We start from the raw sequence: 14,438 nt of genomic DNA on the forward strand, positions 1-14,438 counted from the left end.
TCAGGCTTGCGCCGCGGGGCGCCGGACAGAGCTGATGCCCGTTCGTAGCTCAGAAAGGAGTCCTTTATGAGCTCATCCCGGCTGGTTTCGCCGCCTGGGCATATGGGCGTCGATGTCTTTTTCCCGGTGGCCGTTGGCCAGGCGCGTGAAGAGATCGCGCAGGTAGGCATAGGGCTCGACGCCATTCATCTTGCATGTGCCGATGAGGCTGGCGAAGCGAGCCCAGTTGCGTCCGCCCTCGTCATGGCCGGCGAACAATGCGTTGCGGCGGTTCATGGCCGGCTTCGGATGGCATTCTCGACCAAGTTGGAGTCGATGTCGACGCGGCCGTCATCAAGGAACAGCCGGAAGCCGTCCTGGCGCTTCAGCATATAGGCCATGGCCTCACCAAGGTCGGATTTTCGCGAGACCCGGGCAGCCTGCGCCTTCAGCCAGGTAAAGAACGCGTCGACTAGGGGGCGGGACAGTTCCTGCCGGACGGCCCGTCGATGTTCCGGATCGCTTCCGCGGATGGCATCCTCGACCTTGTAGAGTGCAGCAATGCGCAGGAGCGCCTCATCGATGATCGGTGAGCCTTTCTTCGGCTTGGCCTTGATCAGCTTGCGCCGACCGTGCGCCCAACAAAAGGCCAACCGCAAGGGAGCGCCGCCGGTGCGTTTTGGCGTGGCGAGATGGGTATAGGCACCATAGGCATCAACCTGGATCGTGCCATCGAAGCCAGCAAGGATTTCAGCGGCATATTCGCCCTTACGCCCGGGCCGGTAGTGGAATACCACGCCGGGCGGAGCGGTGCCGCCCCAACCCCGGTCGTCCCGTAAAACGGCCCAGAGGTAGCCGGTTTTCGTCGTGCCACGCCCTGGATCGAGCACCGGGGCGGTGGTTTCATCGACATAGAGCCGCGTGCTTTCCGCCATCAGCCGCCTGGCCATGTGGTCGACCACGGGCGCGATCAGGGCACCGGTCCGGCCCATCCAGTCGGCCAGCACCGAGCGCTCGATCGGCAGCCCGTGCCGCGCCATCACCACGGCCTGCCGGTTCAGCGGCATATGCTCGGAATGCTTGGAAACGGCGATCTGCGCCAGCAGTGCCTCGGTCGGCCAACTGCCCTCCAGAAGATGCGCGGGTGCCTTGGCCTGCACCACACCGGCTCGCCCCTTGGGGCAGGCATAACGGGGGCGCACTGTGGCGATCACCTGATAACGTGCCGGGATGTAATCCAGCCGTTCGCTCCGGTCCTCGCCGATCCGGACATGTCCCCCAACCGCAGGGGCAGACGATGCTGTCGGGCTCGACCACCCGCTCGACGCGCGGCAGGCTCTCGGGCAATGCCCGTGCCTTGCGGGGCGCCTGCGGCTTGCGCTTCTCGGGCTCTGGTTCGCTGGCAGCGATCCTGTCCTCGACGTCCGCGATCTGTGCCTGGGTCTCGGCAATGGCCGTTTCCAGATCTTCCAGCGCCAGTGCCAGTTGCGCCGGGTCCATCTTTTCCGATTTCGGTCCGAACTTCGTGCGACGGTAATCCCGGACCTGGCCTTCCAGCTTTTCGATCAGCGCCTTCAGTTCGGTGATGAAGGCTTCCTTCTCGGCCACCACCGCCTGCTCGTGCTGGCGGGCCGCCCGTTCGACCGAAAGCTCGAACTGCATCGCCGCAAAAGCCTTCCTCACCTCGGCAGGCAGGTCCGGGAACAAGGCTGAGATCGAAGGGCTGCGACATGCGCCTTCCTACCCGATCCGGACCAGAAATCCCAGTAAAACAAGGCAAAATACCCGTCTGATTACCCCGCCGCAGTCGGCGCCGCCACGCGCCGCGCAACCGTCCGCCGCCAGTCCAGACCCTCGAACAGAGCTTCCGCCTGCGCCCGTGACAGCCGCATCACCCCGTCCTGGACCTTGGGCCAGGCGAAGCTGCCGTGTTCCAGAACCTTGTAGGTCAGCACCATTCCGGTGCCGTCCCAGACCAGGATCTTCAACCTGTCCCCGCGTTTCGACCGGAAGATCACCGTCACCCCGGAATGCGGGTCGAGCTTCAACTCTGTCTGAACCATCAGCGCAAGGGCCTGGTGCCCGCAGCGGAAGTCCACCGGCTTCGCGATCAGGATCGGCTGCCGCGCGCCCGCAACGATCATGCCTCTCCTCGCAACGCGCGCACCAGGGCGGCGGCACGCTCCACTGCGACATCACCGGGAACACGCAGCACGATGCCGGCGCCGATTTCCACGGTCAGGATCCCGTGCCTGTGCCGATCAGGCGCCACAGGCACGGCCTTCCCGGCCCGTCGATCAGAAGGATCGTCAACCGCCAGCGGCACAAAAAACGGCTCCGTGGAAATGGAGCGGGGCAACTTGGGCTGCGCCATGAAATCGGCCGGCAGAGCCAACAATCCGCGCCGCGCACGGCTACGCCATTCCGAAAGATGGTGGGGCTGCATGTCATGACGCCGCGCCACATCCGCAACCGAACACCGGGTTGCAGGCTCTCCGCGACAATCCGGAACTGCCGATTCACCTTGTCCAACGGGTATGGAGCCTTCTTGTCCGGCACCGTCGTTCTATGCGGCTTGCCGCGGATAATGCCTTGAATACCCATGCCCTTCATCAGCCTTGCCACCGTGCATCGGGCAACATCGAAGCCTTCCCGGCCCAGCTGCCGCCAGACCTTGCGCACGCCGTAGACATGCCAGTTTTCCTCGAATACGCGCAGGATCTCTGGCCGCAGGGCCTCGTCGCGGCGCGCCCGGTCGGACTGCCGCGTGGGATCGGCCCGCTTCGCCAGGTGGCTGTAATAGGTGGACGGGGCGATCGGCAGCACGCCACAGATCGGCTCGACCCCATGCACTCCCCGATGTGCATCGATGAACGACACCACCACTTCGACCGGCGGTCGACCCTCGCCCACCGGCCAGCCGTAGGCGGTTTGCACGTTTCGATCCACGCCCCCGCGAAGGGGGCGACCACCATCGACATCCACGGCACTCGCATCCGCCTGTTTCGATCCACGCCCCCGCGAAGGGGGCGACGCGGCTCTGCCCGATCACGCCGCAGCGCGCGCAGGTGTTTCGATCCACGCCCCCGCGAAGGGGGCGACATCGCGTCAACGGCCAGATGTTCAGTACCCTGGAAGTTTCGATCCACGCCCCCGCGAAGGGGGCGACCGTGCGGCGCAGGCCCAGCAGATCGAGGACGCCGTGTTTCGATCCACGCCCCCGCGAAGGGGGCGACCCCATTGCCCGGTGAAGCTGCGGTCGTGGTCAGCGTTTCGATCCACGCCCCCGCGAAGGGGGCGACCTTCCAGCAGCACATCGGGCGGGATCGGCACGCCGGTTTCGATCCACGCCCCCGCGAAGGGGGCGACGCGCATTCTTCAGCGGATTTCGGATCGCGAGATCGTTTCGATCCACGCCCCCGCGAAGGGGGCGACCCGTGGCCATGTATTCGGCACGCTGGTCGGGCGTGTTTCGATCCACGCCCCCGCGAAGGGGGCGACGATCCGACCCGAAGTCAACCAGTTCGCCTCGCCGTTTCGATCCACGCCCCCGCGAAGGGGGCGACGTGCTTGCCGCGCTGAACGCCTCTTCGGCCGTGCTGTTTCGATCCACGCCCCCGCGAAGGGGGCGACGCCAAGAACCCGCAACGCATGGGGCCGATTACGCTCGTTTCGATCCACGCCCCCGCGAAGGGGGCGACATGCGTTTCATCTCGCCTTCAATGCCCGCGTTGAGGTTTCGATCCACGCCCCCGCGAAGGGGGCGACTTGCCCCGGATCGCTTGGATGAGATCCTGCGGATGTTTCGATCCACGCCCCCGCGAAGGGGGCGACTCCATGGGTCGCAGCTTCATCCGGGCCGCGCTGGTTTCGATCCACGCCCCCGCGAAGGGGGCGACGACACCCCGCTCGACCGCACATTTCGCGCGCACACGTTTCGATCCACGCCCCCGCGAAGGGGGCGACCTCGGGTCGGGGGAAATCTTCGCCGAGGTCGTTTGGTTTCGATCCACGCCCCCGCGAAGGGGGCGACGTCTCGTTGATGCAGTTGCCGGCGCCTATGCGCTGTTTCGATCCACGCCCCCGCGAAGGGGGCGACGATAGCTTCGATATTACGGCCCTCGCCTTGCTTGGGTTTCGATCCACGCCCCCGCGAAGGGGGCGACCCCAGGTGGCGCGCTGGATCTGCACCGGACCGTCGTTTCGATCCACGCCCCCGCGAAGGGGGCGACAAATCCGAACATGAAGCTATCAATCAGGCGGTTGTTTCGATCCACGCCCCCGCGAAGGGGGCGACCTGCCGCCATCCTGCAGGGCATCCACGCCCGCGCGTTTCGATCCACGCCCCCGCGAAGGGGGCGACCTATGCGCCGAAAATCCCAATCCATCTGCAACCGGTTTCGATCCACGCCCCCGCGAAGGGGGCGACGCTGATGAAACGATTCAGTGCCGTTGCATTGCACGTTTCGATCCACGCCCCCGCGAAGGGGGCGACATCACCATCGTCGCCGGCTCGGGTGTCATTGCCCCGTTTCGATCCACGCCCCCGCGAAGGGGGCGACCGGCCGTCTTGGCCCCCTTCTCGACAATCGCCTCGTTTCGATCCACGCCCCCGCGAAGGGGGCGACGGTCACAAGGGGTTGGACGCGATACCTTCCGGGCTGTTTCGATCCACGCCCCCGCGAAGGGGGCGACGACATGTTGATCTACGACGAGCACGCCACCATCGCGTTTCGATCCACGCCCCCGCGAAGGGGGCGACGGGTAAGGGGTGGTGACCAGCGCCGCGAAATTGTCGTTTCGATCCACGCCCCCGCGAAGGGGGCGACACGCCATCCTCGCCGAAATGGAGGCGCTGAAATGTTTCGATCCACGCCCCCGCGAAGGGGGCGACCGGACGCTGGTCCAACCCTGCGTCTGGATGCCGGCGTTTCGATCCACGCCCCCGCGAAGGGGGCGACGTCCCCGCCCGTGGATGAGGATCTGCTGGTATGAGGTTTCGATCCACGCCCCCGCGAAGGGGGCGACCAAGCGCGTGGATGCCCCGACCTCCGATTGGGAGTTTCGATCCACGCCCCCGCGAAGGGGGCGACCGTCAGGCGCGCGGACCGCAAGATCTCTCATCCGTTTCGATCCACGCCCCCGCGAAGGGGGCGACGCCGCTGCGGCGCGAGCGCATCGAATTCGTCGATGTTTCGATCCACGCCCCCGCGAAGGGGGCGACGTGGCCTCACCTCGCGCCCGAGCGCCCGCAACGTTTCGATCCACGCCCCCGCGAAGGGGGCGACGTGGCCTCACCTCGCGCCCGAGCGCCCGCAACGTTTCGATCCACGCCCCCGCGAAGGGGGCGACACCTACCACAAGCCTTACTGCTACATTCGGACAAGTTTCGATCCACGCCCCCGCGAAGGGGGCGACCAGCGCACAGCCTTCGGCGGCAAGGTTTCGGGCCGTTTCGATCCACGCCCCCGCGAAGGGGGCGACTGCCGAGCGCCGGGCATTCGACGGTCGCATGCATGTTTCGATCCACGCCCCCGCGAAGGGGGCGACGACGTTACCCTTGCTCTTCGGCTGATAGGGCGGCGTTTCGATCCACGCCCCCGCGAAGGGGGCGACGGCCCGGTTCGCGGCGATCCGAAAGCCGCAGCCGGTTTCGATCCACGCCCCCGCGAAGGGGGCGACAACCACAATGACCCTTCGGGACGGTGAATTGCTGTTTCGATCCACGCCCCCGCGAAGGGGGCGACTGCTGGGCATCGGTCAGGTGGAAGGCCGGGTCGATGTTTCGATCCACGCCCCCGCGAAGGGGGCGACTAGACAGCGCGGTCGCGCCAAGCAGGACACCGCTGTTTCGATCCACGCCCCCGCGAAGGGGGCGACGTCAGGCCAGCCCCGCCGCCCATGACGGCGAGGCTGTTTCGATCCACGCCCCCGCGAAGGGGGCGACCGGATGCGCGCATGGACGCCCGCAACGAGCGCGGGTTTCGATCCACGCCCCCGCGAAGGGGGCGACGGTCGACGGCCGGCGGGTTCGCACCGTCAAGTTGTTTCGATCCACGCCCCCGCGAAGGGGGCGACTTCGCGACATCCTCCGCGCTCAGCCCTAGCTTGCGGTTTCGATCCACGCCCCCGCGAAGGGGGCGACCGCACCGTGTAATTCCGGCGCCCGATGTAATCCATGTTTCGATCCACGCCCCCGCGAAGGGGGCGACAAATGGCGGTCTGCATTTGCAGAATGCTGCGGTCGTTTCGATCCACGCCCCCGCGAAGGGGGCGACAGCGAAACGACGCTGCGCGGCCTCGGACTGCCTCGGTTTCGATCCACGCCCCCGCGAAGGGGGCGACCATTGACCATAGCGATTCCCTCTGCGCTGCATGAGTTTCGATCCACGCCCCCGCGAAGGGGGCGACGATAACGAAATGACCGGCATATCCTTCACGTTGCGTTTCGATCCACGCCCCCGCGAAGGGGGCGACTTCCGGGTTGCTGGTATTGCCCGGCGTTTTGAATGTTTCGATCCACGCCCCCGCGAAGGGGGCGACAATTAGATTTCGTCGGACCCTATGACTATGCATAAGTTTCGATCCACGCCCCCGCGAAGGGGGCGACTGGTCGGCCAATCATTGCCCGTTCACTAACTGGCTGTTTCGATCCACGCCCCCGCGAAGGGGGCGACCCGAACTTTATGCTGCGCTTGACATTGTGTCGCGTGTTTCGATCCACGCCCCCGCGAAGGGGGCGACTCGCGAAAGCCGAATTGTCGGTGATGTTGTAACTGTTTCGATCCACGCCCCCGCGAAGGGGGCGACTCGCCCTTGCACTGTTAATTGTTGTGCCATTGTCAGTTTCGATCCACGCCCCCGCGAAGGGGGCGACACCGCAGCTGCATCCGGTCGTATTCGTCGACCGTGTTTCGATCCACGCCCCCGCGAAGGGGGCGACGACCGGGCTGCACAACCACGACCAGCGACGGCAGTTTCGATCCACGCCCCCGCGAAGGGGGCGACAAAATCAACCTACCTCGACGCCTCGGGCGTCGGGTTTCGATCCACGCCCCCGCGAAGGGGGCGACCGGTTGCGATGGTGATGTTGCTTTCGCACGTTGTTTCGATCCACGCCCCCGCGAAGGGGGCGACCCGAAGGCATCAATATTGATGCTGACGCTTTGGCGTTTCGATCCACGCCCCCGCGAAGGGGGCGACGTGCGCGGCTCGCGCTGCGGCACGAAATGACTGGGTTTCGATCCACGCCCCCGCGAAGGGGGCGACAATGGATCACTTGGGGCAAGAAGGACAATCCGAAGTTTCGATCCACGCCCCCGCGAAGGGGGCGACGCCGTACGTCGAGTACTTCCACATCATGTTTGAGGTTTCGATCCACGCCCCCGCGAAGGGGGCGACAAGCCAGCACCGCCCCCGCCCGTCGCGGTGAGGGCGTTTCGATCCACGCCCCCGCGAAGGGGGCGACCGTCATGCACTTCCCGCACGGCTTCTTGGGGTTTGTTTCGATCCACGCCCCCGCGAAGGGGGCGACCGCAGATCGTGCGCTCGAAATGCTCGACAGAGCCGTTTCGATCCACGCCCCCGCGAAGGGGGCGACGGGACAAGTGATGCGCTGCTGGGGTTTCGGCTGCGTTTCGATCCACGCCCCCGCGAAGGGGGCGACCAAGACCATCAACATTCCGCTGATCACCCGCCTGTTTCGATCCACGCCCCCGCGAAGGGGGCGACAGAAGGTGCTGCCGCAATGCGGCCCCGGGCGAAGGTTTCGATCCACGCCCCCGCGAAGGGGGCGACCTTATGCCACAAGAGATCGACGCGCACCCTGACGCGTTTCGATCCACGCCCCCGCGAAGGGGGCGACGTCGCGACACGGACGCGCGGGGCGCGGGCTTGCCCGTTTCGATCCACGCCCCCGCGAAGGGGGCGACAGATCAGCCTGGAATATCTAAAAGGCCAGCGCATGTTTCGATCCACGCCCCCGCGAAGGGGGCGACATTCCGTGCGCATCGGCCTCCTCGTGGACCCATTCGTTTCGATCCACGCCCCCGCGAAGGGGGCGACCCCGTTACAGCGAGTGCGCCTAGCGGCACGGCGGCGTTTCGATCCACGCCCCCGCGAAGGGGGCGACAGAGGACGCCCGCGCCGCGCTTATCTCGCAGGTGTTTCGATCCACGCCCCCGCGAAGGGGGCGACGACCACCTCGGCCCGGTGCGGCGCATCTGGGGCGTTTCGATCCACGCCCCCGCGAAGGGGGCGACGGACATCGACGGCTCCTACAACCTGACCTGGCCGTTTCGATCCACGCCCCCGCGAAGGGGGCGACGGTTGATGATGGTCGGTTGCAGCGATCCGGCGATGTTTCGATCCACGCCCCCGCGAAGGGGGCGACCATAACGCTTCCATCGGCCCGTATCGAGCAATCCGTTTCGATCCACGCCCCCGCGAAGGGGGCGACTTCATGCTGGCGACATTCGCGGCGTGTTTCGCCTCGTTTCGATCCACGCCCCCGCGAAGGGGGCGACGGGCCGTTTGATTATAGGGGATTGGATTCGTTATGTGTTTCGATCCACGCCCCCGCGAAGGGGGCGACGCCCGCGCCAGCGTGTAGGCAGCCCATTGCCCGGTGTTTCGATCCACGCCCCCGCGAAGGGGGCGACGTCGGTGAGTCCTGATGGTTGAGCCGTTCGTTGCGTTTCGATCCACGCCCCCGCGAAGGGGGCGACGGCGACGGACGAATCCGCTTCTCCCGCCTCTACGGTTTCGATCCACGCCCCCGCGAAGGGGGCGACGTTCATGGGGCCGCGACCATCTGCGCGACATCCTGTTTCGATCCACGCCCCCGCGAAGGGGGCGACTGCCCTCCCTATACCGCGCTGTTGTTATCCCGCAATCTTCCTTGCGAATGCGAAAGGGGCAGTTGCGCTCGTCCTAAGTCAGCCGACATGACGGACAGGAAAAGAAAATCCAACGATTTCAAAAAAGCCGCCCCGATGCGAACCTCAGCGCAAAAGTCGACACGCTTCATGTTCGCAGGGTCAAGAAAACTATAGAATCAGCGGGCCGTTAAGATCCGTCGCGGGTTTTGCACCGACATGCTCGACCCGGCGCGCCCAGTTTGAACCGAGGTAATAATAGCGCAGGCTATCGACCTCGGGTCGGATGACCCCTTCCAGGCGCGCCTTCAGCCGGATCCATTGCGCCGGGTCCACCTCGATCTCGAAGACCGAGAATTGCACCCGCTGGCCGTAATCCTCGCACGCTCGGGCAACCTGGCGCAAACGCTTCTTGCCGCCGGTGTCCAGCGTATTTACGTCATAGGTGACTAGGACAAGCATCTCAACTCCAGAACCAGGGCGGATAGGCGTCCAGATCGCCGCGAAGGTGACGCGCGAGCATCTGCGCCTGAAGATAGGGCACTAATCCGAACGGCGCCTTTTCCTGCAGGAAGGGATGCTGGCGCTCTTCCTTCTTGCGCTCCTGCCAGGCGGTCAGGACGGTGCGGCGGGCGTCGTCGGTCAGCAACACCGCGCCGCCGTCAATGCGGCGAAAGTCCCCTGCGCGCAACTGGCGGCGATTCACCAAGGACAGCGCCAGACGATCCGCCAGGGGCGCGCGAAGTTCTTCCATCAGGTCCAGCGCCAAGCTGGGCCGGCCGGGGCGGTCGCGGTGCAGGAAGCCGACGGCGGGGTCCAACCCGATCGCCTCGCAGGCTGAACGGCAATCATGGGTCAGCAGGGTATAGAGAAAGGACAGTACCGCATTCATCGGATCGAGCGGCGGGCGGCGCGAGCGGCTCGTCCAGCGAAGCTCGGGATCGGGTGAGCGGATCAGGTGATCGAAGACGCCGAAATACAGCGTCGCCGCCTCACCTTCGGCGCCGCGCAACAGATCCACGCTATCGTCGGACAACTGCACGCGGCGCAGGATCATGGCCATGCGATCCGTTGCCCGCTCGAGCCCATTACGCGCCTCGGTCGTCATCTCGCCGCCGTAATCGCGCAGCGCGCGCCGGATCACCGCGCGCTGGTTGGCGATCTTGCCCATGACGATGCCGCGCACCACATCCGTCGCGTCGTCGGCAGCCTGATATTGTGCACGCCGCAGCAGGACATTCCCCGCGACCGGCCCCTCGACCCGGGCTTGGAACCGCCCGGCGCGATCCAGAAGCACCAACGTGATGCCGCGCTCGGCACAGATGCCGATCAGCGCCGGAGACAGCAGGATCGGCCCGAAGGCGACGACCGAGGCCAGCATATGCAGAGGCACACGCGCCTTTTCGGCCCCCTCGATTTCGGCCACCAGGTTCTCGCCATCCTTCTTAAGGGCGGTCCCCTCGGTCGTGACATAAACGGTGTTCAGCAGCTTCTTCATTCCAGCGCCCTTGCCAGCATACGGTCGCGCCATTGCCGCACGGGACGGCGAATCGCCTCGGGCCGGCACAGATCGAGAAGCGAACAGGCCCGGCAGCGGCTGCGATGCGGCGTCGGCGGCGGCGTGCGGCGACTGGCCAGCACCGCGGCCAGTTCGGCAGCGGTGCTTTCGGTCAGCGCACGCAGATCGGCGTCGAAAGGCACGGTTACCCGGCGTTTGGTCTGACCGTAGAACAGGGCACCCTGTGGCACCGGACGGCCGGTCATTTCCTCAAGGCAGAGCGCCTGTGCGCAAAGCTGCACCTCGTCGGCGCGGTGCAGCTTGGGCTTGCCGCGCTTGTATTCGATGGGGAAAGCGGTCTCGCCATCCGGACCGGGGAGGAACTCGACCAGGTCGGCGGTGCCGGTCAGGTTCAAGCGATGGCACGCCAGCGGCAAGGCCATCACCCGCCGCACCCCGCGCGCCTTGCGGTGACCGCCCTTGTCGGCAACGGCGTGCAGGACGTCGCCTTCGGCGGTAAAGCGATTCTCGGCCCAAAGCCGCTCCAGATGGATCAGCGCAGCCTGGCGCAGACAATAGACCGCATGTTGCAGCGCCGAGAGGGGAATGGATTCCTCGGCGCCGGTCACAGTCACAGCAGTTCGAGGATTTCGACGCCTTCGGGCAGACCCTCACGGTCGATATTGACGCTGTAATCGGTGAATTTCCGCGCCGGCGGCAGATTGCTCAGGCCGCGGTCATCCAGCGCACGGAATTCGCCATCCACGTTGCGGCCGATCTGAACCAGGTCGAACAGCCGGTGTGCCGGCGCATTGCCAAGCGCATTCGCATGGCGGAAGACGATCAGCTTGCGCGAAGTCATCTCGCCCCGCGCGGCCGCGCGATCATGCTCGAACATGTTCGCCAGCGCCTCGAACAGCAGGTCCAGATCGGCTTCGGAAAAGCCCGTACGTTCGGCGAATTTGGCCGAGACGAAGCCATGCGCGACATAGAGGCCGTAGGGCACGATATGCTTGCGGCCCATCGTACGGTTGTCGGTGCGCAAATCGCCATCGTCCCCTTCGGCCCGCTTCTTCTGCTCGGCCTCGTTGGTGGCCGCCATGCGGGTGATCGAAATCTCGACCGGCAGAACCGGCTCGACCGAATTGGCAAAGGTCATCTGCACCGGGCCCTTGACCTGGCCACAATTGATCCCGGTAGACATGACGGCACCGAATGTTCGCACGTCGAAGAAATTGCGGCACATGAAGTCGCGCAGTTCCTTTGCCTCGGCATCGTCCCGGGGGTTCAGCTTGGCATCCTTTTTCGACTTTTCGTCGCCACGCAGAGCGACATAGGCTTGGCGGTGTTTCTCGTTCAGGATCGCACCTTCCTGGACATAGATGTGATGCCCCTCGGCACTTTCTCGCGCCAGTTCGACGTAATTGCGGATCTTCCGCTTCAGGCTGACGTCGGTGACCAAGCCGTGATTTGTCTCAGGATCAAGCCGCGGCAGGTTGCCCGCATCGGGGTCGCCATTGGGATTGCCGTTCGTCACGTCGAAGATCAGCACGAAATCATGGCGGCGGGAAAGCGTGGTCATTGGGATACCTCGGGGGTCTTGTCATCATTCTTGCGGAAACTGGCTTGGTGGTAATAGCCCAGTGCGAACTTTGCCTGTGCCTCCTGAGAAAGAGACGCTGGAAAAGGCTCCTTCGAGACGTCGAGCAAATTGGCGATCTCCTGCAATTCAGCTTGCAGATAATGAGCGAACGCCGGCTTGTCCTTGCGGATCCTCGCCAGATGATTGAACGCGTTGGCTGCAAGCGAGCCGAACACGCGCGCCGGCGTGGCCGATGCTGAGCCATAGAACTTGTCGCGAATCGTAGCATTCACGCTTTTGCCAAGTGCGGCTCTCTGGATGTTCTCATAGACGGCGAACAGACGCCCCAACACATAGCCCGTGTCTCTGGATGTGGGATCAAGCGCCACCGGGGTCTCCTTATAGTGGAAATTGCGGATCAGGACGGATTTCAGCATAGCGCATCGCAGAGCGTTGATCTCGCCATCGGCGCGCATGCGCATCAGCACCGTAGAAAGCAGGGTCAGCGGATAGGCCGTGCCGGTCAGGATCGCACGCAGCCATTCGCCGGCGATCAGGGGCGGCACATTCTCGCGCTTGCCTTGCGAAGCCAGTTCCAGAAGATAGCGCCACAGCGGCGGCCAGCCATCGCGCGGAGGTGGGTCGATCGCCATATCCGCAAGATACTGCTGGAAGTTCCCGGTCAGCCGACCGAAATCGTCCTGCCAGTAGAAGCGCACCGAAAGCCGGGCGGCATTGGGGGCCAGCCCCAGAACGTGAAAGCGCACCCCCTCGGCCAGTTCGGGCGCGACCTGCGACAGACGTTGGCCGTTGCGGATGGAGTCCAGGCGGGAATGGATTTTGGCGGTTTCCAACCTCTCATCCTCGGCAACCAGTTTCTCCTCGGAAACGGAGTCCAGCAACGCCGCAAAGAAGACCTCCGCCTCCGCGGCCAGCTTCATGTCGCTGCAATCCGCCCAGAACACCGTCGAGGCATCGCCGATCTGGATGCGATGGCCGCTGTCTTTGTCGAGAAAGCGGTTCAGGACAGTGGTGTAGGCGAATGCAGCCGCTTCAGATACGGGAGCATTATCCCCTTGTTCGTGCCCGTAAGATTCGTAGGCGTTATCGTTAAAGGAAATCAATGCCATCTCGCTCTTTCCGCCCGCTCCAGACATACCCTTTATAGGCGGGTGCGTGCGCGCTATCGGAGACATTTTTCCGGTGACAAGGCATGCTGCCGGAGTTGAACTTTTTCCCTCAATCGCGATCCAACGACTTCTGTTGTCATTCCAGAAATTTCGCATCTCCACCGTCTGATGCAGAAAATATTCGCGATAGGTATCGGACATCGCAAACACGATCCCATCTGTCGGGAGGTTTTCCGGAGGAAAGTATCGTCCAACGTCCTCGACGTTCCAGTGCTTAAGAAATTCGCAGAATGCACGCACCTCAGGGCTGTTGCTGTCAGAAAGGTATTCCAGATGTTTGTCTCGGAATGAATCGAATCGCTTGTCGGCCGGGTCCGAGAGCTTTCCCCCTCCCAGCGCATAATTGATGTTGTCCCAAAGAAAATTAGGACGAGGTGTGCTTCCCGAGCGTTTGGGAGTTGCAGGAACGACAATGCTCCGCGGCGCCGGTCTTTTCCCGGCGTAGTCGCGCAGATCCTCGACACTGGCAACCGATCCGTCCGCGTTCAGCAGCACGCAAAAGCCGATCTTCTCGGTCGAGAAGCCGAAGGGCGGTGCGTCGGGCAGCCGATCATAGGCCCGCACCAGCGAGGCAAGCATGCTCATCCCTTCACCTCCGGACTGCCGGGCTGTGGCACCTCCAGCGCGCCGTCGCGCAGCGCGGCGCGGAAAAACAGCGAAGGTCGGCCCGGTTTCCCATGGTCGATGTCCCACAGCATGAAACCAAGATCGCGCGGCGCGCCGAAACCATGCTCGGCGGTTTCCGCCTCGGGACTGCGGGCGGGCAGCGGCGCCTCCGGCGGAATCAGTTCGAAATGCGCGGTGAATTCACGGGTGCCAAGACAGGGCTGATGAAAGCACTGCCCCCGCGCGGCACGACGGTTGAAGACGTCCAGATGCTTGCCCGCGCTATCCTCGGGGCCCGCCTTTCCCGTCATGTCGAAATGCGCCTCGATCACATAGCGGGGCGCGACCAGGACGGTCGAGGCACGCTGCTGGCGATCCTCATCGACCAGAAGCTGCAAATCCTCCAGGTTGCCGCGCTTCATCGCCTGCCTGATCTTGCCGGCGGGCGCCTTGTGGCCGACCTCGTTGCGGCGGATGGACTGGAAGCGGATCGGTTCCAGCACATGGATGCGGTCGATGACCCAGCGGATGGCGGGCTTCCAGTGGATGGCTTCGAGAATGCCGCGCGCCGCCGAGGGCGTCATGACATCATAGGACATGCGCTCGACCTTCAACTCGGGTCGCGTGAACAGCCCATGCTGGCCCCAAACATGCAGGCGGATACCGTAAGCCATTATCCCTCGTGATTTTTGTCAGCTTATCGCGCA

General features: G+C 64.6%; 8 protein-coding genes, 2 pseudogenes, 1 CRISPR repeat array and 1 other annotated feature. All 10 genes and pseudogenes read right to left on the reverse strand.

The window, feature by feature from the left end; all coding sequences use genetic code 11:
* Nucleotides 1-72: 72 nt before the first annotated feature.
* The 10 genes and pseudogenes from tnpC to cas5c all read right to left on the reverse strand — a co-directional run bounded on the left by tnpC (nt 73) and on the right by cas5c (nt 14,405).
* Nucleotides 73-1,711 (reverse strand): annotated as a pseudogene (gene tnpC, locus JCM7685_RS14415) (IS66 family transposase).
* A gap of 61 nt (nt 1,712-1,772) precedes the next feature.
* Nucleotides 1,773-2,123: an IS66 family insertion sequence element accessory protein TnpB gene (gene tnpB / locus JCM7685_RS14420; RefSeq protein WP_100526092.1), complete on the reverse strand. Its 351-nt coding sequence runs from the start codon at nt 2,121-2,123 to the stop codon at nt 1,773-1,775.
* A complete protein-coding gene (locus JCM7685_RS20820; RefSeq protein ID WP_100526093.1) occupies nt 2,120-2,425 on the reverse strand; it encodes a hypothetical protein in 306 nt (101 codons plus the stop codon). Before JCM7685_RS20820 ends, tnpB begins: the two co-directional genes overlap by 4 nt.
* Before the next feature lie 55 nt (nt 2,426-2,480).
* Nucleotides 2,481-2,889: pseudogene (locus JCM7685_RS20365) on the reverse strand (IS3 family transposase); the annotation flags it as partial.
* Nucleotides 2,788-2,889: a sequence feature (AL1L pseudoknot), on the reverse strand. (Overlaps the previous pseudogene by 102 nt.)
* 27 nt (nt 2,890-2,916) lie before the next feature.
* A CRISPR array of direct repeats spans nt 2,917-8,837; the repeat unit is 32 nt; unit sequence GTTTCGATCCACGCCCCCGCGAAGGGGGCGAC.
* Nucleotides 8,838-9,026: 189 nt separating this feature from the next.
* Complete coding sequence (gene cas2 / locus JCM7685_RS14435) at nt 9,027-9,317, reverse strand: CRISPR-associated endonuclease Cas2 (protein WP_074971186.1); 291 nt, start codon at nt 9,315-9,317, stop codon at nt 9,027-9,029.
* Nucleotide 9,318: 1 nt separating this feature from the next.
* Nucleotides 9,319-10,353, reverse strand: coding sequence for a type I-C CRISPR-associated endonuclease Cas1c (cas1c, locus tag JCM7685_RS14440; RefSeq protein WP_074971184.1), 1,035 nt, complete (start codon nt 10,351-10,353; stop codon nt 9,319-9,321).
* Nucleotides 10,350-10,982, reverse strand: a complete 633-nt coding sequence (cas4, locus tag JCM7685_RS14445) for a CRISPR-associated protein Cas4 (RefSeq protein WP_231964650.1) — start codon at nt 10,980-10,982, stop codon at nt 10,350-10,352. The genes cas1c and cas4 overlap by 4 nt, the downstream gene beginning before the upstream one ends.
* Before the next feature lie 2 nt (nt 10,983-10,984).
* Complete coding sequence (gene cas7c, locus JCM7685_RS14450; RefSeq protein WP_074971181.1) at nt 10,985-11,935, reverse strand: type I-C CRISPR-associated protein Cas7/Csd2; 951 nt, start codon at nt 11,933-11,935, stop codon at nt 10,985-10,987.
* Nucleotides 11,932-13,710 (reverse strand): type I-C CRISPR-associated protein Cas8c/Csd1, encoded by a 1,779-nt coding sequence (gene cas8c, locus JCM7685_RS14455; protein ID WP_074971179.1) that lies wholly within the window; start codon nt 13,708-13,710, stop codon nt 11,932-11,934. Before cas8c ends, cas7c begins: the two co-directional genes overlap by 4 nt.
* Nucleotides 13,707-14,405 (reverse strand): type I-C CRISPR-associated protein Cas5c, encoded by a 699-nt coding sequence (gene cas5c, locus JCM7685_RS14460; protein ID WP_074971177.1) that lies wholly within the window; start codon nt 14,403-14,405, stop codon nt 13,707-13,709. The genes cas8c and cas5c overlap by 4 nt, the downstream gene beginning before the upstream one ends.
* Nucleotides 14,406-14,438: the final 33 nt, after the last annotated feature.

It is taken from the genome of Paracoccus aminovorans (assembly GCF_900005615.1).
Lineage (GTDB): Bacteria > Pseudomonadota > Alphaproteobacteria > Rhodobacterales > Rhodobacteraceae > Paracoccus > Paracoccus aminovorans.